The organism is Pseudomonas sp. AC252, from assembly GCF_979258105.1.
In genome coordinates, this window is record NZ_OZ409837.1 from 2,119,637 (window position 1) to 2,141,474 (window position 21,838).

The 21,838-nt window shown below is 61.0% G+C and carries 21 protein-coding genes and 1 pseudogene; 15 read left to right on the forward strand and 7 right to left on the reverse strand.

Going from position 1 to position 21,838, the window contains the following annotated elements; genetic code table 11:
• The first annotated feature begins 48 nt into the window (after positions 1–48).
• The 3 genes from gabD (at position 49) to ACZZZ4_RS09835 (ending at position 4,300) form a co-directional block, all read left to right on the forward strand.
• A complete protein-coding gene (gene gabD, locus ACZZZ4_RS09825) occupies positions 49–1,491 on the forward strand; it encodes an NADP-dependent succinate-semialdehyde dehydrogenase (RefSeq protein WP_203420253.1) in 1,443 nt (480 codons plus the stop codon).
• A 184-nt stretch (positions 1,492–1,675) separates the two neighbouring features.
• On the forward strand, positions 1,676–2,953 hold the full coding sequence (gene gabT, locus ACZZZ4_RS09830; protein ID WP_016772251.1) for a 4-aminobutyrate--2-oxoglutarate transaminase: 1,278 nt from the start codon (positions 1,676–1,678) through the stop codon (positions 2,951–2,953).
• Between the two features lie 135 nt (positions 2,954–3,088).
• Entirely contained in the window at positions 3,089–4,300 is a 1,212-nt protein-coding gene (locus tag ACZZZ4_RS09835; RefSeq protein ID WP_463547725.1) for an HDOD domain-containing protein, read from the forward strand.
• A gap of 134 nt (positions 4,301–4,434) precedes the next feature.
• Here the strand turns inward: ACZZZ4_RS09835 and ACZZZ4_RS09840 are convergent, their stop codons facing one another.
• Together ACZZZ4_RS09840 and desA are read right to left on the reverse strand one after the other, a co-directional pair.
• Positions 4,435–5,424, reverse strand: a complete 990-nt coding sequence (locus ACZZZ4_RS09840; protein ID WP_039756328.1) for a GGDEF domain-containing protein — start codon at positions 5,422–5,424, stop codon at positions 4,435–4,437.
• A gap of 197 nt (positions 5,425–5,621) precedes the next feature.
• Positions 5,622–6,806, reverse strand: coding sequence for a delta-9 fatty acid desaturase DesA (gene desA, locus ACZZZ4_RS09845; RefSeq protein WP_463547726.1), 1,185 nt, complete (start codon positions 6,804–6,806; stop codon positions 5,622–5,624).
• A 147-nt stretch (positions 6,807–6,953) separates the two neighbouring features.
• Between desA and dibA the strand changes: the two genes are divergently transcribed.
• From dibA to ACZZZ4_RS09875, 6 genes are all read left to right on the forward strand, one after another.
• Positions 6,954–8,873 (forward strand): phosphodiesterase DibA, encoded by a 1,920-nt coding sequence (dibA, locus tag ACZZZ4_RS09850; RefSeq protein WP_463547727.1) that lies wholly within the window; start codon positions 6,954–6,956, stop codon positions 8,871–8,873.
• Between the two features lie 298 nt (positions 8,874–9,171).
• A complete protein-coding gene (gene oscA / locus ACZZZ4_RS09855; protein WP_007917682.1) occupies positions 9,172–9,354 on the forward strand; it encodes a sulfur starvation response protein OscA in 183 nt (60 codons plus the stop codon).
• A 139-nt stretch (positions 9,355–9,493) separates the two neighbouring features.
• Positions 9,494–10,507: a sulfate ABC transporter substrate-binding protein gene (locus tag ACZZZ4_RS09860; protein WP_039756333.1), complete on the forward strand. Its 1,014-nt coding sequence runs from the start codon at positions 9,494–9,496 to the stop codon at positions 10,505–10,507.
• A 172-nt stretch (positions 10,508–10,679) separates the two neighbouring features.
• A complete protein-coding gene (gene cysT / locus ACZZZ4_RS09865) occupies positions 10,680–11,498 on the forward strand; it encodes a sulfate ABC transporter permease subunit CysT (RefSeq protein WP_007952818.1) in 819 nt (272 codons plus the stop codon).
• A 12-nt stretch (positions 11,499–11,510) separates the two neighbouring features.
• Positions 11,511–12,383 carry a sulfate ABC transporter permease subunit CysW gene (gene cysW / locus ACZZZ4_RS09870; protein ID WP_007917679.1) on the forward strand — a complete coding sequence of 291 codons (873 nt, stop codon included), beginning with the start codon at positions 11,511–11,513 and terminating at the stop codon, positions 12,381–12,383.
• A gap of 3 nt (positions 12,384–12,386) precedes the next feature.
• Positions 12,387–13,376, forward strand: a complete 990-nt coding sequence (locus tag ACZZZ4_RS09875; protein WP_024011135.1) for a sulfate/molybdate ABC transporter ATP-binding protein — start codon at positions 12,387–12,389, stop codon at positions 13,374–13,376.
• Between the two features lie 82 nt (positions 13,377–13,458).
• Here the strand turns inward: ACZZZ4_RS09875 and ACZZZ4_RS09880 are convergent, their stop codons facing one another.
• Entirely contained in the window at positions 13,459–13,983 is a 525-nt protein-coding gene (locus ACZZZ4_RS09880; protein WP_039756337.1) for an Mpo1 family 2-hydroxy fatty acid dioxygenase, read from the reverse strand.
• 84 nt (positions 13,984–14,067) lie between these two features.
• On the opposite strand from ACZZZ4_RS09880, the gene ACZZZ4_RS09885 reads away from it, so the two are divergent.
• Complete coding sequence (locus tag ACZZZ4_RS09885) at positions 14,068–14,745, forward strand: Crp/Fnr family transcriptional regulator (RefSeq protein ID WP_039756339.1); 678 nt, start codon at positions 14,068–14,070, stop codon at positions 14,743–14,745.
• 158 nt (positions 14,746–14,903) lie between these two features.
• On the opposite strand, the gene uraH is transcribed toward ACZZZ4_RS09885, so the two are convergent.
• Both uraH and ACZZZ4_RS09895 read right to left on the reverse strand, forming a co-directional pair.
• Positions 14,904–15,314, reverse strand: coding sequence for a hydroxyisourate hydrolase (gene uraH, locus ACZZZ4_RS09890; protein ID WP_042610175.1), 411 nt, complete (start codon positions 15,312–15,314; stop codon positions 14,904–14,906).
• Between the two features lie 11 nt (positions 15,315–15,325).
• Complete coding sequence (locus ACZZZ4_RS09895) at positions 15,326–15,811, reverse strand: GlcG/HbpS family heme-binding protein (RefSeq protein ID WP_039756342.1); 486 nt, start codon at positions 15,809–15,811, stop codon at positions 15,326–15,328.
• Between the two features lie 136 nt (positions 15,812–15,947).
• On the opposite strand from ACZZZ4_RS09895, the gene ACZZZ4_RS09900 reads away from it, so the two are divergent.
• From ACZZZ4_RS09900 to ACZZZ4_RS09915, 4 genes are all read left to right on the forward strand, one after another.
• On the forward strand, positions 15,948–16,628 hold the full coding sequence (locus ACZZZ4_RS09900) for a heavy metal response regulator transcription factor (RefSeq protein ID WP_039756344.1): 681 nt from the start codon (positions 15,948–15,950) through the stop codon (positions 16,626–16,628).
• On the forward strand, positions 16,618–18,006 hold the full coding sequence (locus ACZZZ4_RS09905) for a heavy metal sensor histidine kinase (RefSeq protein WP_463547728.1): 1,389 nt from the start codon (positions 16,618–16,620) through the stop codon (positions 18,004–18,006). Before ACZZZ4_RS09900 ends, ACZZZ4_RS09905 begins: the two co-directional genes overlap by 11 nt.
• 112 nt (positions 18,007–18,118) lie before the next feature.
• Positions 18,119–18,367: a helix-turn-helix domain-containing protein gene (locus ACZZZ4_RS09910; protein ID WP_039756347.1), complete on the forward strand. Its 249-nt coding sequence runs from the start codon at positions 18,119–18,121 to the stop codon at positions 18,365–18,367.
• Positions 18,360–19,583 carry a type II toxin-antitoxin system HipA family toxin gene (locus ACZZZ4_RS09915; protein WP_039756349.1) on the forward strand — a complete coding sequence of 408 codons (1,224 nt, stop codon included), beginning with the start codon at positions 18,360–18,362 and terminating at the stop codon, positions 19,581–19,583. Before ACZZZ4_RS09910 ends, ACZZZ4_RS09915 begins: the two co-directional genes overlap by 8 nt.
• A 3-nt stretch (positions 19,584–19,586) precedes the next feature.
• Here ACZZZ4_RS09915 and ACZZZ4_RS09920 read toward each other — a convergent pair whose 3' ends face one another.
• Both ACZZZ4_RS09920 and ACZZZ4_RS09925 read right to left on the reverse strand, forming a co-directional pair.
• A complete protein-coding gene (locus ACZZZ4_RS09920) occupies positions 19,587–19,886 on the reverse strand; it encodes a helix-turn-helix transcriptional regulator (RefSeq protein WP_463549265.1) in 300 nt (99 codons plus the stop codon).
• A 153-nt stretch (positions 19,887–20,039) separates the two neighbouring features.
• Positions 20,040–20,590, reverse strand: a pseudogene (locus ACZZZ4_RS09925) (AraC family transcriptional regulator); the annotation flags it as partial.
• A 100-nt stretch (positions 20,591–20,690) separates the two neighbouring features.
• On the opposite strand from ACZZZ4_RS09925, the gene ACZZZ4_RS09930 reads away from it, so the two are divergent.
• Positions 20,691–21,764, forward strand: a complete 1,074-nt coding sequence (locus ACZZZ4_RS09930) for a fatty acid desaturase (protein ID WP_463547729.1) — start codon at positions 20,691–20,693, stop codon at positions 21,762–21,764.
• The last annotated feature ends 74 nt before the right edge of the window (positions 21,765–21,838 follow it).

Below are 21,838 nucleotides of genomic sequence, written 5' to 3' on the forward strand. Positions count from 1 at the left end.
ATCATAATTTGCTCCGCGCAGGCCGCGGTGCTGTTAAGGAAAGCCGACATGCAGCTTAAAGACACCCAGTTGTTCCGCCAGCAAGCCCTCATCGATGGCGCTTGGGTCGATGCCGACAACGGTCAGACGATCAAGGTGAACAATCCGGCCACCGGCGAAATCCTCGGCACCGTGCCGAAGATGGGCGCCGCTGAAACCCGCCGTGCCATCGAGGCCGCCGACAAGGCGCTGCCGGCCTGGCGTGCACTGACCGCCAAAGAGCGTGCCGGCAAGCTGCGTCGCTGGTTCGAACTGATGATCGAAAACCAGGACGACCTCGCGCGCCTGATGACCCTCGAGCAGGGCAAGCCGCTGGCCGAAGCCAAGGGCGAAATCGTTTACGCCGCATCGTTCATCGAGTGGTTCGCCGAAGAAGCCAAGCGCATCTACGGTGATGTGATTCCGGGCCATCAGCCGGACAAGCGCCTGATCGTTATCAAGCAGCCGATCGGCGTCACCGCTGCGATCACCCCGTGGAACTTCCCGGCGGCAATGATCACCCGTAAAGCCGGCCCAGCGCTGGCTGCCGGTTGCACCATGGTGCTCAAGCCGGCTTCGCAAACTCCTTTCTCCGCTTTCGCCCTGGCCGAACTGGCTCAGCGCGCGGGCATTCCTGCGGGCGTGTTCAGCGTAGTGTCCGGCAGCGCCGGCGACATCGGCAGCGAGCTGACCAGCAACCCGATCGTGCGCAAACTGTCCTTCACCGGCTCGACCGAGATCGGTCGCCAGTTGATGGCCGAGTGCGCCAAGGACATCAAGAAAGTCTCGCTGGAACTGGGCGGCAACGCGCCGTTCATCGTGTTCGACGATGCCGATCTGGATAAGGCCGTCGAAGGCGCGATCATCTCCAAGTACCGCAACAACGGCCAGACCTGCGTCTGCGCCAACCGTCTGTACATTCAGGACGCGGTCTACGATGCGTTCGCCGAGAAGCTGAAAGTGGCGGTGGCGAAATTGAAGATCGGCAACGGTCTGGAAGACGGCACCACCACCGGCCCGCTGATCGACGAGAAAGCCGTGGCCAAGGTTCAGGAACACATCGCTGATGCTGTAAGCAAAGGCGCCACCGTACTGGCTGGCGGCAAGGCGATGGAAGGCAACTTCTTTGAGCCGACCATCCTGACCAACGTGCCGAAAAACGCGGCCGTGGCCAAGGAAGAAACCTTCGGTCCGCTGGCGCCGCTGTTCCGCTTCAAAGACGAAGCCGAAGTAATCGCGATGTCCAACGACACCGAATTCGGTCTGGCCTCGTATTTCTATGCGCGCGACCTAGGCCGTGTATTTCGTGTCGCCGAAGCGCTGGAATACGGCATGGTCGGCGTCAACACCGGGCTGATCTCCAACGAAGTCGCGCCGTTCGGCGGCATCAAGGCCTCGGGCCTGGGCCGTGAAGGCTCCAAGTACGGCATCGAAGATTACCTGGAAATCAAATACCTCTGCCTGGGCATCTGAGCCGAGTAAGGGATCGCTGCAAACGCAAAGGGCACGAGAGCGCTGTCCCTTTGCGTGGTTTCAAACAGTAATTTTCTCTGCGGCCAGAACGCCGTGGCAGTCGATCATCGCATGCTGCCACCGCCGATTCCTCCCGCTTCATCCTTGGACCACGCCGCCCGATGAGCGGCGAATGAGGACTGTAATGAGCAAGACTAACGCTGAACTGATGGCCCGCCGCACCAATGCCGTACCTCGTGGTGTTGGCCAGATTCACCCGATCTTCGCCGAGTCGGCAAAGAACGCCACCGTGACTGACGTTGAAGGTCGCGAGTTCATCGACTTCGCCGGCGGCATCGCCGTACTCAACACCGGCCACGTGCACCCGAAAATCATCGCCGCCGTGACCGAACAGCTGAACAAGCTGACCCACACCTGCTTCCAGGTGCTGGCTTACGAGCCGTACGTTGAGCTGTGCGAAAAAATCAACGCCAAGGTGCCGGGTGATTTCGCCAAGAAAACCCTGCTGGTTACCACCGGTTCCGAAGCCGTTGAAAACGCCGTGAAGATCGCCCGTGCCGCCACTGGCCGTGCTGGGGTGATCGCTTTCACTGGCGCTTACCACGGCCGCACCATGATGACCCTGGGTCTGACCGGTAAAGTCGTGCCGTATTCGGCGGGCATGGGCCTGATGCCAGGCGGCATCTTTCGCGCGCTGTACCCGAACGAACTGCACGGCGTGAGCATCGACGATTCGATCGCTTCCATCGAGCGCATCTTCAAGAACGACGCCGAGCCGAAAGACATCGCTGCGATCATCATCGAGCCGGTGCAGGGCGAAGGTGGTTTCTACGTTGCGCCGAAGGAATTCATGAAGCGTCTGCGCGCGCTGTGCGACCAGCACGGCATCCTCCTGATCGCTGACGAAGTGCAGACCGGCGCTGGCCGCACCGGCACCTTCTTCGCCATGGAACAGATGGGCGTTGCCGCCGACCTGACCACCTTCGCCAAGTCCATCGCTGGCGGCTTCCCGCTGGCCGGCGTGTGCGGCAAGGCCGAATACATGGACGCCATCGCTCCGGGCGGCCTGGGCGGCACCTACGCCGGTAGCCCGATCGCTTGCGCCGCTGCACTGGCAGTGATGGAAGTTTTCGAAGAAGAGCAACTGCTGGACCGCTGCAAGGCTGTCGGCGAGCGACTGGTCACCGGTTTGAAGGCCATTCAGGCCAAGTACCCGGTGATCGGTGAAGTGCGTGCGCTGGGCGCGATGATCGCGGTCGAGCTGTTCGAAAACGGCGACAGCCACAAGCCGAACCCGACTGCCGTGGCTGCCGTGGTGGCCAAGGCGCGTGACAAGGGCCTGATCCTGCTGTCCTGCGGCACTTACGGTAACGTGCTGCGCGTGCTGGTTCCGCTGACGTCGCCGGACGAACAACTGGACAAAGGCCTGGCGATCATCGAAGAGTGCTTCTCCGAGCTCTGATCCATTGGTGTGACCTGCTCGACAAAAACCCGCTTCGGCGGGTTTTTTTATGCCCGTAGAAACACATCGGACCTGTTTGCGCTGTATCGAATCGCCAGCATTGGCTAAGGTTCAGGCATTGCAAGGAGAGCGCGCATGACTGCCGTTGATTTACCCGCCGTACCTCGAGTGTTGATTGCCGAGGCCGATCCCTGGTCCCGCGACCTGCTCAAACAAGTGCTGCTCAACGTGCGCTGTGACGCGCGGCTGGATCTTTGCGCCGATGGCCAGCAGGCAATGTCGTTGCTTGGCGAGGTGCCTTATGACCTGGCCATCGTTGATTGGGAACTGCCCGGCATCGATGGACTGCATGTGCTGCGCAGCGTGCGTCAGCGCAAACGCAATCCGCCGCTGCCGTTCATTTTGATGAGCAGCCGCAACGACAGCGCCAGCGTGCGCGAAGCGATTCCGCTGGCGCCGACGGCGTACCTGACCAAACCGTTGAACATGGAAGGCCTGACCGAGCGCTTGCAGGGGTTGCTGCTCAACGCTGGCGAAGCAGTGGTTTGCGAAGTGCCAGCGCTGGCACCGGGCATGACCCTGTCGGTATTTCTTGAGCGGCGTCGTGAGCAGGCCGATGGCGCGCCGCTGATGACCGACGTGCAAGTGGCGGTCAAACGCAGCCTCAATCCCGAAGGGCTGGACCTGAAGCTGCTGGAGCAGGAAGTGCGCACCGACCCGCAGATTACCGCCGTGCTGATCGCGGCTGCCAACAGCGCTGCGCAGCATCACGGAGCGCCCGTGCAGACCCTCGCTCAGGCGCTGCATCGACTCGGCACCGGGCAAAGCATGAACCTGATCCTCGGGCTGGCGCTGAAACGCAGCGCCCGGCTCAGCAATGCGTGCCTGGCAGATTATGCTGAGCGTAATTGGGGGCTGTCACTGCACACGGCGGAATATGCGCGGACGCTGGCGCGCTTGCTCGATCTGGACCAAGAGCGCTGCTACTGCGCGGGCATGTTGCATCGGCTCGGCGATCTGGCGCTGCTGCGCTGCCTGCAGGAATGGCAGCAGGCCGGCGGCGAGCTGGACGAGCTGGAGGAGGTCGGTGAAGCGCTGGCGAAGTTTGGCGCTTCTTATGGCTCGGCGTTGCGCACCCGCTGGCGTCTGCCGCTGGAATTGCGCGAGTTGATTGCTTCGGTCTATCAGTTGGGCGGCGGCGTGTATTCCCGCGAGGCATTGGTGATGAACATGGCGGCGCAGATGGCGCAGCTGACCGAGCATGAAGGCGTTGAGGAACTGGCGAAGAGCCGGACGGCGCGGTTGCTCAAGATCGGGCTGCCGGAGTTGCTGCGGATGCGCAAATGACAGATCACCACATTCCGATGTGGGAGCGAGCCTGCTCGCGAAGGCAGTGTGTCATTCAGCTCTGAGTTCACTGACAGAATGCTTTCGCGAGCAGGCTCGCTCCCACAGGTCCAGCACCAGGCGCGGAGACCGGATCAGGCCGCAATAATCCGGTTCTTGCCCTGCCGTTTCGCCTCATACATCGCGGCATCCGCGCGGGCGAACAGGCTGTCCAGGCTCTTGTCTTCGTCGGTGAGGTTGGTCAGGCCCTGGCTCACGGTGATGCTGAATGCTTGGCCGTCATGGTTGAAGCGCAGTCGCTGGATCTCCTGCTGCAGGCGCTCCGCCACTTGCACCGCCATTTCCGGTGCACAGCCGGGGAACACCGCGGCGAACTCCTCACCGCCAATCCGTCCGAACAGGTCACCGCGGCGCAATGAGCCGCGGCCGCATTCGGCGATTCGCTGCAGCACGTTGTCGCCCTCGGGGTGGCCGTAGCTGTCGTTAATTACTTTGAAATCGTCGATGTCCAGCAGCAGGAAGGCCAGCGGTGTGCCTTGGCGGCGGGCCTCGGCGAACTCGCGGTGGGCGCATTCGAAGAAGTGACGGCGGTTGCTGCTTTGCGTCAGCACATCGGTGGTGGCCAAGCGTTGCAGCTCGGTTTCCATGTGTTTTTTGTCGGTGATGTCTTCGGCGATGCCGACGATGATCACCGGCTGCCCGGGCTCTTCCTGGCGATTGATAAAGCATTTGTCGCTGAGCCAGCGCACCTGGCCATCGGCGGCGATGATGCGGTACTCGCGATCTTCCACCGCACCTCGGTGCAGGACTTCGGCCAGGCTTTGTTCGGCGTACTCCAAGTCATCGGGATAAATGCTGTCGCGCCACTGGTTGTAGTCAGCCAACAACAGCGCGGCCGAACGGCCGAAAATCCGTTCGTACGCCGGGCTGACGTAGAGCACCTGGCGGGTTTCCCAGTTGAATGCCCAGAGCACGGCGTTGACGCTGACCAGCAGCGAGCTGATCAGCTGTTCGCGCTCGCTCAGGCGCGCAACTTCGCCTTGCGCGTGCATCAGCGCCATCAGCGTTTGCGCGGCCTCGGGCCATTGGGTGAAGGATGTGTCTTTCTGGTTGTTGTTGACCATCGGCACAAATCTCAAAGGGCGCGCCGCAATGTCGACGACGGCCACAGGACAACCCGCCGGGATGGCGAAGTGTCATTGAGATAGGGGATTTTCGGCGAAGTTCCCGGCCAGTACCGAGTCCCGCCGGGCGGTGAGCCGTAGGAGCTGCCGAGTGCAACGAGGCTGCGATCTCTTTCAGATCACAGCCTCAGTGCAGGTCAGACCGCCGCAGGACGCAGCGAGTAGGTTTTCAGCTGATCGGCAAAATCACGTAACGACTGGATGCCACTGGCCTCGGCCTCGTGAATCCACTCCTTGATGGCGGCGAGCATGTCGTGGCCATTGGAGCTGGTCTTGACCCAGATCTGCTGCAGCGCCAGGCGCTTTTCGTAAATCACTTTCAGCGCCTGGCTGTGTTCGAGCATGGTTTGAATGCGCAAGTGATGACGGTCTTCCAGCAGGCTGGTTTCCCGCGACAGCAGGCGTTTGGCCCGGTGGAACTGGTGCCGCACCGAATGATCGACCTTGGCCAGCTCTTGCTTGACCAGTGGGCCGATTACCAATTTGCGGTACTGGGCCATGATCTGGAAACGGTTGTTCAGGATCGCCATGGCGGTGTCCATGTCCAGGCTGCCCTTGCCTTCGACGCGGTGGGCGATCGGCGCGACCCGCTGCACCTTGGCCAGACGCAGGAAGCAGAAGACCTTGATCCACGCCCAGCCCAAGTCGAATTCCCACTTCTTGACCGACAGCTTGGCCGAGTTGGGGTAGGTGTGATGGTTGTTGTGCAGTTCTTCGCCGCCGATCAGGATGCCCCAGGGCACCAGATTGGTGGCCGCGTCACGGCATTCGAAATTGCGATAGCCGATCGCATGGCCCAGACCGTTGATGACGCCAGCGGCCCACACCGGAATCCACATCATCTGGATCGCCCAGATGGTGATACCGATGGTGCCGAACAGCAGCAGGTCGATCACGCCCATGATCGCCACGCCCAGCAGCGGATAGCGGCTGTAGAGGTTGCGTTCGATCCAGTCTTCCGGGCAGTTCTTGCCGTAGATGCGCAAGGTTTCCGGGTTTTGCGCTTCGCTGCGATACAGCTCGGCGCCGGTGCGCAGCACCGTGGACAGGCCCTTGATGACCGGGCTGTGTGGGTCATCTTCGGTTTCGCATTTGGCGTGGTGTTTGCGGTGGATGGCGGTCCACTCGCGGGTGTTCTGCGCCGTGGTCAGCCACAGCCAGAAACGGAAAAAGTGCTTGAGACCCGCATTCAGCTCGAGCGAGCGGTGGGCCGAGTAACGGTGCAGATAGACCGTGACGGCAACAATCGTCACATGGGTCATCAGCAGGGTGACCGCGACCAGTGACCAGGCCGACAAGCCAAGAAAACCTTCGTACCACATAGGCTATAGGGCCCTCGATAAAGATAAAAACAGCCGTTGCATTATCACTAAGCACACAGATAAAACCAGTCGCCCTTTCAGATAAGAAGTCGCTGAATGTTTCTTCACCTATAATTCCAACCTTTTTGTAGGGACATGGACGACCGAATGTCTGCGACTTACCGCGATGCCTTGCGTGCAGCGCTGCTTTACCTGGTACTGGCCGCCGTGTGGCTGCAGGTTTCTGATCATTTATTAAGCAGATTCTTCGATGACTCCAGTGCGCTGGCCCGCTGGCAACTGATCAACGGTTATTTGCTGGCAGCGGTCAGCGCCGGGCTGATTTTCCTCGCGCGGGCGCGGCTGGGTCGGTTTCTCGGCATCGGTGCCCGCCTGCGCGAGCGCCACACCGACCGTGAGCGTCTGCGTCAGGCGGCCGCTGTGTTCGATTGCACCCGCGAAGGCGTGCTGGTTACCGATCACCGGGGCCTGATCGTTCACGTCAACCGCGCCTTTATCGAGATCACCGGTTATCGGCGCGATGAAGTGATCGGCCAGCAGCCCAGCCTGTTCAAGTCCGGCCATCATCCGCCGGGCTTCTATCAGGCGATGTTCGCCACCCTCGAGGCCGAAGGTGAATGGAGCGGCGAGATCTGGAACCGGCGCAAGACCGGCGAGATTTATCCTCAGTGGCAGACCATCCGGGTGATTCACGATGATTTCGGCCGGCTCAGCCATTACGTGGCGGTGTTCTCCGACATCAGCGCAATCAAGGATTCCGAGTCCGAGCTCAAACACTTGGCGCATCACGATCCGTTGACTGATCTGCCCAATCGCCTGCTGTTCAGCGACCGCGCCGAGCAGGCGCTGGCGTCGGCGCAGACGCACAAGCGTGGCTGCGCGCTGCTGATGCTCGATCTGGATCACTTCAAGCTGATCAACGACAGTCTCGGGCATAACGTCGGCGACCGCTTGCTCAAAGCCGTAGCGACGCGTTTGCAGGCACTGTTCGGCCCCGGCATCACCCTCGCGCGGTTGGGCGGCGATGAGTTCGCGGTGCTCGCGGAAAGTTGTCCACAGCCTACGCAGGCGGCGGCATTGGCGCAACGCATTCTGGATGCGTTGAAAGAGCCGCTGCTGATGGATGGCAATCAACTGTTCATCAACGCGAGCATCGGCATCAGCCTGTTTCCCAGCGATGCCTTGAGTGCCGAGCAGTTGTTGCGCAATGCCGACAGTGCGCTGTTCAAGGCCAAAAGCAGCGGGCGCAATGGCTACGCGCTGTATAACGAAGAGCTGACCGCCCATGCCCAGCAACGGGTCGAAATCGCCTTCGAGCTGCGCCGCGCACTGGAGCAGGACGAGCTGCGCGTTTACTACCAACCGGTGCATGACCTGCACAGCAGCCGTCTGATCGGCGTCGAGGCACTGGTGCGCTGGCAGCATCCGCAGCGCGGGCTGGTGTCGCCGGCGGAATTCATTCCGATTGCCGAGCGCACCGGGCTGATCGCCGACATCGATGCCTGGGTGATGCAGCAGGCCTGCCGGCAGATGTGCCAATGGCAGCAGAGCGGCGTGGTGCTGGCGTTCGTCGCGGTTAATGTTTCGTCGCGGCTGTTTGCCCGGCGCGAGTTGTACCAGCAGGTGGCGCAGGTGCTGCACGACACGGGACTGGATCCGGCGTATCTGGAACTGGAAGTCACCGAAAGCGCGGTGATGGACGATCCGGAAGTGGCGCTGGAACAGATGCATCGCTTGCGCGAACTCGGCGTGCGCCTGGCCATCGATGATTTCGGCACCGGCTATTCGTCGCTGCTGCGGCTCAAGCGTCTTCCGGTGCAGAAACTCAAGATCGATCAGGGCTTCGTCGCCGGGTTGCCGTGGGACGAGGATGACGTGGCGATTGTCCGAGTGATCATCGCGCTGGCGCGGAGCATGGGCATGCAGGTGCACGCCGAGGGGATCGAGCAGGTTGAGCAGGCAACATTTCTGTTGGCGCAAGAATGCGATCTGGGGCAGGGCTACTGGTTTGGGCGGCCGGTGTCTGCGGATCGGCTTGATTGGGCGAAAACGCCATTGATTGGCTGAAAAGACCTATCTGGCTATCACCGACCTTGTGGTGAGAGGATTTATCCCCGTTGGGTCGCGTAGCGGCCCCAAGAAATGGGACTGCTACGCAGTCCAACGGGGATAAATCCCCTCGCCACAAGTTCTCTTGACGAGTTCAAATCAGCGCAAACCCCTTGCCCTTCCTCCTATTATTTTCTGGTTATATAAACATTCTTAAATAGTCTTTTTAAGAATATCTATGCCTCTCTTATATTGCTCCCACGCCGAACGCAGTGTCGCCCACTGCCAGGCAAAACCCCTTCAAAGGAGCAGCACCATGAGCGCATCCCTTCGCAGCGTTGACGGTCAGGACGAAAGCACCATCTTGCGTGAAATCCAGAGCGCCCTGCGCGATCTGCGGTTCGGCGCGGTGGAGATCACTGTGCACAACGCGCAGGTCGTACAGATCGAACGCAAAGAGAAATTCCGTTTGCAGCAACCCGGTAAACAACCGGGCTGAGATCAAAAGATTGCAGCCTTCGGCGGCTCCTACAGGGGGCTGTGTGCAGGAGCTGGCGAAGGCGGCGATCTTTGAAGCGGGACCGATTCCAGCAATACACAAGAAAAAGCCACCACCAGGAATTTCAGGAGCTTTCACCATGTCGTCGATTCGCCGTTACGCTCTGGCCGCGCTGGCCAGCGCCGTGTTTGCCGGTTCCGCTGTTGCCAAGGATTACGAGCTGCTCAACGTGTCGTATGACCCGACGCGCGAGCTGTATCAGGAATACAACGCCGAATTCATCAAGTTCTGGCAGCAGGATCATGCCGGCGACACGGTGAAAATCCAGCAATCCCATGGCGGTTCGGGCAAGCAGGGCCGTGCGGTGATTGACGGTCTGCGTGCCGACGTGGTGACCCTGGCCCTGGCCGGTGACATCGACGAAATCGCCAAGCTCGGCAAGAGCCTGCCGGCCGACTGGCAGAAGCGTCTGCCGGAAGCGAGCACGCCGTACACCTCGACCATTGTCTTTCTGGTGCGCAAGGGCAACCCGAAAGGCATCAAGGACTGGGGCGATCTGGTCAAGAACGACGTCTCGGTGATCACGCCGAACCCGAAAACCTCGGGTGGCGCGCGCTGGAACTTCCTCGCCGCATGGGCCTATGGCCTGAAAGCCAACGGCGGTGACGAAGCCAAGGCCAAGCAATACGTACAAACCCTGTTCAAACACGTGCCGATCCTCGACACCGGCGCCCGTGGTTCGACCATCACCTTCGTCAACAACGGTCAGGGCGATGTATTGCTGGCCTGGGAAAACGAAGCGTTCCTGGCGCTGAAAGAGGACGGCGGTGCGGACAAGTTCGACATCGTCGTGCCGTCGCTGTCGATCCTCGCCGAACCACCCGTGGCGGTGGTCGACAAGAATGCCGAGAAGAAGGGCAACGCGCAGATCGCCGAAGCCTACCTCAAGCACCTGTACAGCCCGGCCGGCCAGGAAATCGCCGCGAAAAACTTCTATCGTCCACGTGACAAGGACGTAGCGGCCAAGTACGCCCAGCAGTTCCCGAAACTGGAGCTGGTGACCATCGACAAGGACTTCGGCGGCTGGAAATCCGCGCAGCCGAAATTCTTCAACGACGGCGGCGTGTTCGACCAGATTTATCAGGCGCAGTAATCTGACTTCAGCCACACATCTAGCCTGAAGCCAGGCGCGGAAAATGTGGGAGCGAGCCTGCTCGCGAAAGCGCAGTGTCAGACGACCTCGAGTTGATTGATACTCCCTCTTCGCGAGCAAGCTCGCTCCCACATTGATGCGTTCAGCGGAATGCTTTTAACCAGGGACTTTTATGTCGCGTCGTATCTCCCCCGTCATACCCGGCTTCGGGCTGACGCTGGGTTACACCTTGGTGTACCTCAGTCTGATTGTGCTTATCCCGCTGGCGGCGATGTTCGTCCACGCCGCTCAACTCACCTGGGATCAGTTCTGGACGATCATCTCCGCACCGCGGGTGCTGGCGGCGTTGAAGCTGAGCTTCGGTACCGCGCTGTGTGCGGCGATCATCAACGGCATCATCGGCACGTTGCTGGCGTGGGTGCTGGTGCGCTACACCTTCCCGGGGCGCAAGGTGATCGACGCGATGATCGATCTGCCATTTGCCCTGCCCACCGCGGTGGCCGGTATCGCGCTGACGGCGCTGTACACGCCGACCGGGCTGGTCGGCCAGTTCGCCGCCGACCTCGGTTTCAAGATTGCCTACACGCCGCTGGGCATTACCCTCGCGCTGACCTTCGTGACCTTGCCCTTCGTGGTGCGCACGGTGCAGCCGGTGCTGGCCGATATTCCCCGTGAAGTCGAAGAAGCGGCCGCCTGCCTCGGTGCCAAGCCGTTGCAGGTGTTCCGGCACATTCTTCTGCCAGCGCTGCTGCCTGCCTGGCTGACCGGTTTCGCCCTGGCGTTTGCGCGTGGTGTCGGCGAGTACGGTTCGGTGATTTTCATCGCCGGCAACATGCCGATGAAAACCGAAATCCTGCCGCTGCTGATCATGGTCAAACTCGACCAGTACGATTACACCGGCGCCACCTCCATCGGCGTGCTGATGCTGGTGGTTTCCTTCGTCCTGTTGCTGCTGATCAACTTGCTGCAGCGGCGCATCGAAACCCCATAAGGAGGCGCGAACATGTCCCAATCGTCTATTGCGGCCGCGTCCTCGGCCAACGCTGCGCGGCGTGGCAGTGCCACTTCACGCAGAATCCTGATCGGTCTTGGCTGGCTGATCTTTTTCCTGTTTCTGCTGCTGCCGTTGTTCATCGTCGTATCGCAGGGTTTGAAGAATGGCCTCGGTGCGTTCTTCACCGCGATCTTTGAACCGGACGCACTGTCGGCACTGAAACTCACCGTGTTCGCGGTGCTGATCTCGGTGCCGCTGAACCTGGTGTTCGGCGTCAGCGCGGCGTGGTGCGTGAGCAAATACTCGTTTCGTGGCAAGAGCATGCTGGTGACGCTGATCGACCTGCCGTTCTCGGTGTCGCCGGTAATTGCCGGTCTGGTCTACGTGCTGATGTTCGGCGCGCAGGGCCTGTTCGGGCCGTGGTTGCAGGATCACGACATCCAGATCGTCTTCGCCCTGCCGGGCATTGTGCTGGCGACGATTTTCGTCACCGTGCCGTTCGTGGCGCGCGAGTTGATCCCGTTGATGCAGGAACAGGGCACCCAGGAAGAAGAGGCCGCGCGCCTGCTCGGGGCCAATGGCTGGCAGATGTTCTGGCACGTCACCGTGCCCAACATCAAATGGGGCCTGATCTATGGCGTGGTGCTGTGTACGGCGCGGGCCATGGGCGAATTCGGGGCGGTGTCGGTGGTGTCCGGGCACATTCGCGGGGTGACCAACACCTTGCCGCTGCACGTCGAGATCCTCTACAACGAATACAACCACGTGGCCGCGTTCGCCGTGGCGAGCCTGTTGCTGATCCTGGCGCTCTTCATCCTGCTGCTCAAGCAGTGGAGCGAAAACCGTATCAACCGCCTGCGCGCCAGCGCCGCGGAGGAATAATTCATGTCGATCGAAGTGCGTAACGTCAGCAAGAATTTCAACGCGTTCAAGGCGCTGGACAACATCAGCCTGGATATCCACAGCGGTGAGCTGGTCGCGCTGCTTGGCCCGTCGGGCTGCGGCAAAACCACCTTGCTGCGGATCATTGCCGGTCTGGAAACCCCGGATCAGGGCAACATCGTTTTTCACGGCGAGGACGTTTCCGGCCACGACGTGCGTGATCGCAACGTCGGTTTCGTGTTCCAGCATTACGCCTTGTTCCGCCACATGACGGTGTTCGACAACGTCGCGTTCGGCCTGCGCATGAAACCGAAAAACCAGCGCCCGAGCGAAAGCCAGATCGCCACCAAGGTTCACGAACTGCTGAACATGGTGCAACTGGACTGGCTGTCGGATCGCTACCCGGAGCAGTTATCCGGTGGCCAGCGTCAGCGTATCGCCCTGGCCCGTGCTTTGGCGGTGGAGCCGAAAGTGCTGCTGCTCGACGAACCGTTCGGCGCCCTCGACGCCAAGGTGCGTAAAGAACTGCGCCGCTGGTTGGCGCGGCTGCACGAAGACATCAACCTGACCTCGGTGTTCGTGACCCACGACCAGGAAGAAGCGATGGAAGTCGCCGACCGCATCGTGGTGATGAACAAAGGCGTGATCGAGCAGATCGGCTCACCGGGCGACGTCTACGAAAACCCGGCCAGCGACTTCGTTTATCACTTCCTCGGCGACTCGAACCGCCTGCTGCTGAGTGACGACAATCATGTGCTGTTCCGCCCGCACGAAGTGTCGTTGTCCAGGCATGAGCTGGAAGATCACCATGCCGCTGAAGTGCGCGATATCCGCCCGCTGGGCGCGACGACGCGGGTGACCTTGAAAGTGGAAGGGCAGACGGATCTGATCGAAGCGGAAGTGGTCAAGGATCACGACAGCCTGATCGGCCTGGCCAAGGGTGAGACCTTGTTCTTCAAGCCGAAGGTCTGGCAGAAAGTCGCCAATATTTAAAGGCAAAAGCTTCGCGAGCAGGCTCGCTCCCACAGGGAAAACTTATTCCAAATGTGGGAGCGAGCCTGCTCGCGAATGCGATCTATACAGCAGCGCGATTCGGATTGACCCGCACCACCCCCGCCCGCAACTCGATCTCTTGTTTCAATTCCTGCCGCAGCCCGAGCAGAAACGCCAGCTCGGCCACGACAAACAACGGCCCGACTATCAGCCCGCTGATGTCATCGACGAACGCCGGTTTGCGCCCTTCATAGTGATGCCCGACAAACTGGATTACCCAGCCGATCACGAACATCGCCAGGCCGCTGTTCAGCCAGACCAGGGTGCTCTGCTGCGCCAGTGCATGCCCGGCCCACACCGACAGCCCCATCAGCACGGTCATCAACACGCCGAGCTTCAACTCCAGACGCAGGTAAAACCACGCCGAAGCCAGCGCCACAACAACCGCTGGAGATATCCATAACCCGCTCAGCGTCCATTGCGGCCGTGACAGCAGGACAGCCACCGCCACGACGATCAGCGGAATGCCGATGAAGTGGCTGGCGATGTTGCGCGGGTCGCGGTGGTAGGCGGCGTATTGACTGAGGTGGTCGACGAGGCTTTTCATTGTTGTTCCTCCAGTGGGGTTGAATGCATCATCCCTCGGGATCCGCGTTCGTTCTGTCGGGCAGGCGACACTCCAGGAGTGGTTATGCAAATTCGTGCACGGTTGCTCAGCGGTCAGTGGTTCAGCCATCTGCCCGGATCTTTTCAGGATAGCCTGCTGGCATTAGCCCGAGAGCGGCGGCTGACGGCGGGGCAACGGCTATTCCAGCGCGGCGATGCGCCGTGCGGTCTGTATGCAGTGCTCGATGGCGCCGTACGCATCGGGGCGGTCAGCGAGCAGGGCAAGGAGGCGTTGCTGAGTCTGGTGGAGGCGCCGCACTGGTTCGGCGAAATCTGCCTGTTCGATGGTCAGCCACGCACCCATGACGCCTATGCGGTCGGGCCGTGTACCTTGCTGAATATCCCGCAGGCGACGATGCTCAAATTGCTCGACGAACAGCCGCAGTACTGGCGGCATCTGGCGCTGTTGATGAGCCACAAATTGCGCCTGGCCTTCATCAACCTCGAACAGCTGAGCCTGCTGCCCGCCCCGGCACGTCTGGCGCATCGCTTGCTGATGATCGCCGAAGGCTACGGCGAACTCGACGCACCGCGTCGGGTGCTGCAACTGCCGCAGGAGCAGTTGGCGGCGATGCTGTCGCTGTCGCGGCAGACCACCAATCAGATTCTCAAGGATCTGCAGGGGCAGGGGATTATCGGGTTGGCTTACGGCGAAATCGAAATCCTCGATGCCGCAAGACTGCGTGCCTTGGCCACGATCTAAAAACTCACGCCGATCCAATGTCGGAACTGGCACCTGTGGCGAGGGGATTTATCCCCTGGGGCGCGCAGCGGCCCTGAAAAATGGGACCGCTGCGCAGTCCAACGGGGGTAAATCCCCTCGCCACAGAGACCAGTTCCAACAAAGGATCTGCGTTTGGATCACGAACCGCGATAGGTCGAGAAACCGTACGGGCTCAGCAGCAGCGGGATGTGGTAGTGCTGATCAGTCTGCTTGACCTGAAAGATCACCGGAATTTCCGGGAAGAACGTCTCGTGCTTGATCTTCTGGTAGTACTCGCCGGTCTTGAACACCACGCGGTATTCACCGGCTTCGAATGGCTGTTTGGCCGGGAACAGTTCGGCGATCCGCCCTTGCTCGTTAGTGGTGCCTTGAGCCAGTGGCTGCCAGTTTTCGCCGACGTGTTTTTCCAGGGTGACATTGATGCCCGGTGACGGCAGGCCGTTTTCCAGGTTGAGCACGTGCACGCTCAGCGGATTGCCGGCGGCCAGCGCCAGGCTGGAAACAGCGCTCAGGCCGAGCGCGGCGAGGGTCATGCGCAGGGTGGTCATGGTGGATCTCCTTAGTGGGAACGGGTGATGCTCAGGCCGGCCTTGTCGGCGGCGGCGCGGGCGCAGTTTTCGTCTTGCTCACCGCCGCCGGAACCGGCCACGCCCATGGCGCCGACCAGTTCGCTGCCGGCGAACAGCGGAATGCCGCCGCCGAGCAAGAGCAATTCATCGAGGGTGTTGAGGTTGGCGGTTTCCGGGTTGCTGCGGGCGCGCTCGGCGAACAGCCGCGTCGGCGTCTTGGTCGACAGCGCGGTGTAGGCCTTGCGCTGGCTGGCGGCGGTGTTGTGCGGGCCAACGCCGTCACCACGCAGAGTCACCAGCAGGTTGCCGCCACGGTCGAGTACCGACACCGTGCCGGTGCAGCTGCTCATCGCCTTGTCCGCCAGCCAGCGTGCGGTTTTCAGGTCGAGATCGGCGTGGCGCGGCAGTTCTGGCGTGGCGCTGGCAACGCCGCTGAGGCCGAGGATCAGGCTGGCGACAAGGTATTTGACGGTCATGTGCAGGCTCCGATTGAGAAGGTCTGCACCTTAACCGGCGCACTTCGTCAGAACCCCGTCAGGCGGATTACAAGTTTGTAATGGGCAACGGCGCCGAACACGCCTAGCCTGTGTGCCTGATCAATCGAGGTGTGCCATGCGTTTGCTGGTCGTAGAAGATGAAGCCAAAACCGCCAATTTCCTCGCCAAGGGCCTGGGCGAGTCGGGTTTCGCCGTGGATGTGGCGCTCAATGGCCTCGACGGCCGCTATTTTATCGAGCAGCAGGAATACGACCTGATCATCCTCGACGTGATGCTCCCGGGTCTGAACGGCTGGCAATTGTTGCAACTGATCCGCCAGCGCGGCGCCACACCGGTGCTGTTTCTCACCGCCAAGGACGCCATCGAAGACCGCGTGCGTGGTCTTGAGCTGGGCGCCGACGACTACCTGCTCAAACCCTTCGCCTTCGCCGAGTTGCTCGCGCGCGTGCGCACGCTGCTGCGACGCGGGCCGATGCGCGAAGCCGAGTCGTACACCATCGCCGATCTGGAAATCGACGTGCTGCGCCGCCGGGTCAGTCGCGGCGGCCAGCGCATTGCCCTGACCAACAAGGAATTCGCCCTGTTGCAGTTGCTCGCCAGCCGCCAGGGCGAAGTGCTCTCGCGCACGCTGATCGCTTCGCAGGTGTGGAACCTGAATTTCGACAGCGACACCAACATGGTCGAAGTCGCCGTGCGTCGCCTGCGCGCCAAGGTCGACGACCCGTACATGCCGAAACTTATCCACACCGTGCGCGGCGTCGGTTATCAACTGGAAGCGCCGGACGATGTGGAGTAAGTCGATCGCCTGGCGATTGGCGCTGGCCTTCGCCATGGTCTGCGCGCTGGTGCTGAGCGCAATCGGCGTGTTTCTCTACCGCTCGCTGGCCTCGGAACTGGCCTTTCGGGACGACATGGCCCTGCTCGGGCGCCTAGAACAAGTGCGCGCCTTGCTCGCCGACAGCGACAGCCTCGACGCCCTGCAGGCACGGCCCCGGTTGTATCAGAACATGCTCGGCAATCTCGACAGTCTGTTGCTGGTGCGCCGGGCCGACGGCTCCAGCGTGATCGCGATCAACCCGCGCCAACGTGAATTGCCGGCGCTCAATGCATTAGCGCGAGAGCAAATGCCGCAGCGCCGTGACGTGCTCAGCTGGCAGGCCAGTGACGGCGCCGAGCTGGCCCTGCTGTCCGGCCAGGCGCAGGGTCCCGACGGTGAAACCCTGACGGTGATCGCCGGCAAAGTGCTCAGCGAGCGCGAGCAGATGCTCGGCAGTTATCGCCTGCGTCTGTATCTGTCCGTCGGCCTCGGCGCGTTGCTCGCGTTTGCGCTGGGCCTGCTGTTGCTGCGTCGGGGACTGCAACCTTTGCGTCAGTTGAGCGAAGCGGTGCGCAGCATCGATCTGCGCAGCCTCGATCGACGCCTGCCCACCGAGGGCACGCCGAGCGAACTGCGCGAGCCGGTGCACGCGCTCAACACCATGCTCGCGCGGCTGGACGACAGCGTGCAGCGCCTGTCGCAATTCTCCGCCGACCTCGCCCACGAAATCCGCACGCCGCTGCACACCTTGCTCGCCAGCAACGGCCAGGCCCTGAACCACCCGCGCAGCACGGCCGACTATCAGGAAGTGCTGGCCTCGAACATGGAAGAGTTCGAACGGCTCAAGCGCATGGCCGAGAACCTGATGTTCCTCGCCCGCGCTGAGCAGGCCGAACGCGCGCTCAATCTGCAATCACTGAATTTGCGCAACGTCGGCGACGAACTCTGCGATTACTTCGAAGCCCTGGCTGATGATCGCGGCCTTCGACTTGAAAACCGCATGCACGGCGAGTTGCTCGCCGACCAGCAACTGCTGCAACGCGCCCTCGGCAACCTGTTGGCCAACGCCGTACGCCATGCTGACCCCGGCACCCTGATCAGCCTGCAACGCCGCGATGAACCGGATATGTGCTGGCTGCAAGTGCACAACCACGGCCCGGTCATCGCGCCTGAGCATCTGGGCAGACTGTTCGACCGTTTCTACCGCGTCGATCCTTCACGTGCGGAGCCGGGAGATTCGGGTGGGCTGGGGTTGGCGATCGTGCAGTCGATCATGCAGTTGCACGGCGGGCAGGTACGGGTGAGTAGTGTTGTGGCGGGGACGGTGTTTGAGTTGGGGTTTGTGATGCGGTGCTAAGGCGTTAGCGATGACTGGCCATCTACGCTAAGCTTCGCGAATTGCATCATTTAAGATGCATTATTTCGGTTGAAGCATCGTTTGCATCGTAAGCAATGCATCAGAGGCGGTTATGGAAAAGATTGGCGCATTGATCAGAAGCTTGCGCAAGGCTCAAAAAATGTCGCAACAGGCTTTGGCACAGCAATACGGCATGAGCCGCGCAACAATCTCGGGGATTGAAAACAACACAATCTCGGAAATCGGTTTGCGCAAAGTCGAAGCGATTCTTAACGGATTCGGCTACGAATTGGCCGCAATCCCCCGCGCCTCTCGACGTCCGACACTCGACACGCTGCGCAAGGTGAACTTCCATGACTGAGGCATTGGACCGCTTGCAGGTCTGCGTCGGCGGCCATGAGGTTGGAAGATTGGGGCGCGGGCACGCAGGTGTCGACAGCGTGTTCAGCTATCGGAACGATGCGATTGATGAAAATGCCGTTTCGCTGACCATGCCCACACGCCTGGAAAGTTATGGTTGTGAACGCGGCATCCATCCGATATTCGAGATGAACCTGCCTGAGGGTGCGTTGCGCGATGAGTTGATGCGGCGGTTCAGCAAAGCCGTGCGCGGCTTCGATGACTTCGCTTTGCTGGGCATCGTCGGCCCGCATCAACTCGGGCGTCTTTCGATCGCGAGCGCATCGACAACTGATCGTCCACCTGAAACCTCGCTCGCTGAGTTATTGGTTCATGACGGTGCGCAAGGATTGTTCGAGGATCTTTTGCAGACCTACGGGCAGTATTCCGGGGTTTCAGGCGTGCAGCCCAAAGTGTTGGTGCGTGACAGTTCCGCTGCAATAGACCGACTGACGCATCGAGGCTCGACTCATCTGGTCAAAGCCTTCCGTGCCGAAGAGTATCCCGAGCTGGCAACCAACGAATATTTCTGCATGCGCGCTGCGCAACTTTGTGGCCTCGACGTGCCGCATTTCGAACTCAGCGAGCATGGCAAATTTCTCGTCATCGAGCGTTTTGACTTGAGCGAGACCGGATACCTCGGTTTCGAAGACTTTTGCGTGCTCAACGGCTGGCCGTCGAAGGCCAAATACGATGGTTCTTACGAAGGAGTCGCACGGCAGATCAAGGCGTTTGTTTCGCCCTCGCTGCTTAAGGATGCATTGGAAGCTTTCTTCAAGATTGTCGCCTTATCAGCGGTATTGAAAAACGGCGATGCTCATTTGAAAAATTTTGGCGTGCTGTATGACGATTGTGGCGAACACTCATTGGTCAGGCTGGCTCCGGCGTACGACATCATCACCACGTCGGTGTACATCAAGAGCGATAGCATGGCACTGCTGTTGGGCGGTTCGAAGGCGTGGCCCAAGCATAAAATGCTAACGAAGTTTGGCCGTACGGCCTGCAATCTGAGTGAAGCGCGTTGCAACCAGTTGCTGCAAATGGTCGCGCACGGTGTACGGGAAGCGATGGATGAAATGGCGGAGTACAGCGCCAATCATCCTGCCTTCGCTGAGGTGGGCGCTGCGATGATCGAACAATGGTCTGCGGGTCTGGCGCGCAGCCTGCTCACCAGTTGAAACTCAACGCAACCCATCGCGAAACTGCCCCGGCGTCATTCCCGTCCAGCGCTTGAACGCGCGGCTGAAGCTGCTGGTGTCGGCGAAGCCCAGCAGATAACTCACCTCGCTCAACGAACACTGCGGATCGCGCAGGTGCAACAGCGCGAGATTTTCACGGCTTTCGTTGAGCAGCGTGTCGAAACGGCAACCTTCATCCGCCAGGTGCCGTTGCAGGCTGCGCAAGCTCAGGTGCAAGGCCTGGGCGATGCGCTCGGCGCTCGGTTCGCCTTCGGGCAATTGTTCTTCGATGGCGTCGCGCACTTTGCGCTCCCAGGTCAGCGGTTGCAGCTGCGCCAGGGTGCGTTTGAGTACGGCTTCGTTGTGTTCGGCCAGTTCCGGGTTGGCGTCGTCGAGGTGGCTATCGAAGTCGCTGAGGGCGAATTCCAGGCGGTCTTCGGCGGCGGCAAAACATACCGGCGCGCGGAAGACTTTGTGCCATTGCTGGGCGTCGCTCGGTTCGGGGCGGCGCAAGTACACCGCCAGCGGTGCGTAGTCGCGGCCGAGGCGATTGCGGCAGGTGCGCACGTAGATCGCGGCGAAGGCGTCGATGGCTTCGAAGGCCGGCGCCGGGTTGCCTGGGGGATTTTCAGGCGAAATTGATAGCGGTCGTCGTGGCGGCTCAGCTCCAGCTCCAGCGCATCGCTGACCACCGGGTGATAACGCACGATGCGCTCGAACACTTCGCGCAAGCTGCCGCTGGCCACCAGCGCATAACCGAGCGCGTGGAACGTGGTCGGGCTGACGAAACGCGACACGCGCAAGCCCAGCGCCGGGTCGCCGCTGGCCTCAACCGCGAGCGCCCACAAACGCGTGGTACCGGACAGCGGATAGCGTGCGTTGGGGTCGTCCATCAGCGCTGGGTCGAGCCCAGCCTGTTGGCACAAGGCAAGGCTGTCCAGCCCGAGCGCGTCGAGTTGTTTGCGCAAGGCGCGGGTCCAGCTGGCAAGGGAGGTCGGTTCCTTCATGCGGATTGGCGCGTCCGGTCAACAGGTTGGCGTTCTTGGCTAGCGCGGATCGAACCCCGGCAAGGCACGATGCATTCATCTTAGACCCGAGGATGGAAGCATGGACGGTACTTCTGCAAGCCCTGAACGACTGAATGCGGCGCAGCGTTCGGCATATATTCGCCAGGTGGTGCTGGCAAAAGGAGGGGAATTGCGTGAGCGCTACCCGATTCTTCGGCACCAGGATGCCCTCGGTGCGGGGATTCTGGCGTTTGCGCTGGCCGGGATGATCGCTTCGGCGGCGCTGTACATCACTGGCCATATGGCTTGGTGGGTGTGCCTGCTGTTCAATGCTTTTTTCGCCTCGCTGACCCATGAGCTGGAACACGACCTGATCCACAGCATGTACTTCCGCAAACAACGCGTGCCGCACAACCTGATGATGGGCCTGGTCTGGCTGGCGCGGCCGAGCACGATCAATCCTTGGATCCGTCGTCATCTGCACCTCAACCATCACAAGGTGTCCGGCACTGAAGCCGACATGGAAGAGCGCGCAATCACCAACGGCGAGCCGTGGGGGTTTGCCCGTCTGCTGATGGTTGGCGATAACGTCATGTCGGCGTTTATCCGCCTGCTCCGCGCCAAGACCTGGGCACACAAGTGGAGCATCGGCAAACGCGTGCTCAAGGTCTACGCACCGCTGGCGCTGCTGCATTGGGGCGCATGGTATGTGTTTCTCGGCTTTCACGTGGCCAATGGCATCGCGCATTTGCTCGGCTCGCCCATCGAGTGGTCGGCCACCACGCTTTCGGTGATGCAGGTGATCGATATCGCCGCCGTGGTGATCATCGGCCCGAATGTGTTGCGCACTTTTTGCCTGCACTTCATCAGCTCGAACATGCATTACTACGGCGACGTCGAACCGGGCAATGTGCTGCAGCAATGCCAGGTGCTGAACCCGTGGTGGCTGTGGCCGTTGCAAGCGTTCTGCTTCAACTTCGGCAGCAGTCACGGGATTCATCACTTCGTGGTCAAGGAGCCGTTTTACATTCGTCAGATGACCGTGCCGGTGGCGCACAAGGTGATGCGCGAGATGGGCGTGCGCTTTAATGATTTCGGCACGTTTGGCCGGGCGAACCGGTTTGCGCGTCCGGCTGGAATGGTGCATGAAGAGGTGAGTTCAGCCCGGGCTTGATGGGTTGCGCTCAAAGGCCCCTTCGCGAGCAGGCTCGCTCCCACAGTTGGAATCCGGTTTCCTGTGGGAGCGAG

What these genes read in the sequence shown, in the direction of transcription:
- gabD (WP_203420253.1), top strand. Translation starts at nt 49, where the DNA reads ATGCAGCTTAAAGACACCCAGTTGTTCCGCCAGCAAGCCCTCATCGAT.
- gabT (WP_016772251.1), top strand. Translation starts at nt 1,676, where the DNA reads ATGAGCAAGACTAACGCTGAACTGATGGCCCGCCGCACCAATGCCGTA.
- ACZZZ4_RS09835 (WP_463547725.1), top strand. Translation starts at nt 3,089, where the DNA reads ATGACTGCCGTTGATTTACCCGCCGTACCTCGAGTGTTGATTGCCGAG.
- ACZZZ4_RS09840 (WP_039756328.1), bottom strand. Translation starts at nt 5,424, where the DNA reads ATGGTCAACAACAACCAGAAAGACACATCCTTCACCCAATGGCCCGAG.
- desA (WP_463547726.1), bottom strand. Translation starts at nt 6,806, where the DNA reads ATGTGGTACGAAGGTTTTCTTGGCTTGTCGGCCTGGTCACTGGTCGCG.
- dibA (WP_463547727.1), top strand. Translation starts at nt 6,954, where the DNA reads ATGTCTGCGACTTACCGCGATGCCTTGCGTGCAGCGCTGCTTTACCTG.
- oscA (WP_007917682.1), top strand. Translation starts at nt 9,172, where the DNA reads ATGAGCGCATCCCTTCGCAGCGTTGACGGTCAGGACGAAAGCACCATC.
- ACZZZ4_RS09860 (WP_039756333.1), top strand. Translation starts at nt 9,494, where the DNA reads ATGTCGTCGATTCGCCGTTACGCTCTGGCCGCGCTGGCCAGCGCCGTG.
- cysT (WP_007952818.1), top strand. Translation starts at nt 10,680, where the DNA reads ATGTCGCGTCGTATCTCCCCCGTCATACCCGGCTTCGGGCTGACGCTG.
- cysW (WP_007917679.1), top strand. Translation starts at nt 11,511, where the DNA reads ATGTCCCAATCGTCTATTGCGGCCGCGTCCTCGGCCAACGCTGCGCGG.
- ACZZZ4_RS09875 (WP_024011135.1), top strand. Translation starts at nt 12,387, where the DNA reads ATGTCGATCGAAGTGCGTAACGTCAGCAAGAATTTCAACGCGTTCAAG.
- ACZZZ4_RS09880 (WP_039756337.1), bottom strand. Translation starts at nt 13,983, where the DNA reads ATGAAAAGCCTCGTCGACCACCTCAGTCAATACGCCGCCTACCACCGC.
- ACZZZ4_RS09885 (WP_039756339.1), top strand. Translation starts at nt 14,068, where the DNA reads ATGCAAATTCGTGCACGGTTGCTCAGCGGTCAGTGGTTCAGCCATCTG.
- uraH (WP_042610175.1), bottom strand. Translation starts at nt 15,314, where the DNA reads ATGACCACCCTGCGCATGACCCTCGCCGCGCTCGGCCTGAGCGCTGTT.
- ACZZZ4_RS09895 (WP_039756342.1), bottom strand. Translation starts at nt 15,811, where the DNA reads ATGACCGTCAAATACCTTGTCGCCAGCCTGATCCTCGGCCTCAGCGGC.
- ACZZZ4_RS09900 (WP_039756344.1), top strand. Translation starts at nt 15,948, where the DNA reads ATGCGTTTGCTGGTCGTAGAAGATGAAGCCAAAACCGCCAATTTCCTC.
- ACZZZ4_RS09905 (WP_463547728.1), top strand. Translation starts at nt 16,618, where the DNA reads ATGTGGAGTAAGTCGATCGCCTGGCGATTGGCGCTGGCCTTCGCCATG.
- ACZZZ4_RS09910 (WP_039756347.1), top strand. Translation starts at nt 18,119, where the DNA reads ATGGAAAAGATTGGCGCATTGATCAGAAGCTTGCGCAAGGCTCAAAAA.
- ACZZZ4_RS09915 (WP_039756349.1), top strand. Translation starts at nt 18,360, where the DNA reads ATGACTGAGGCATTGGACCGCTTGCAGGTCTGCGTCGGCGGCCATGAG.
- ACZZZ4_RS09930 (WP_463547729.1), top strand. Translation starts at nt 20,691, where the DNA reads ATGGACGGTACTTCTGCAAGCCCTGAACGACTGAATGCGGCGCAGCGT.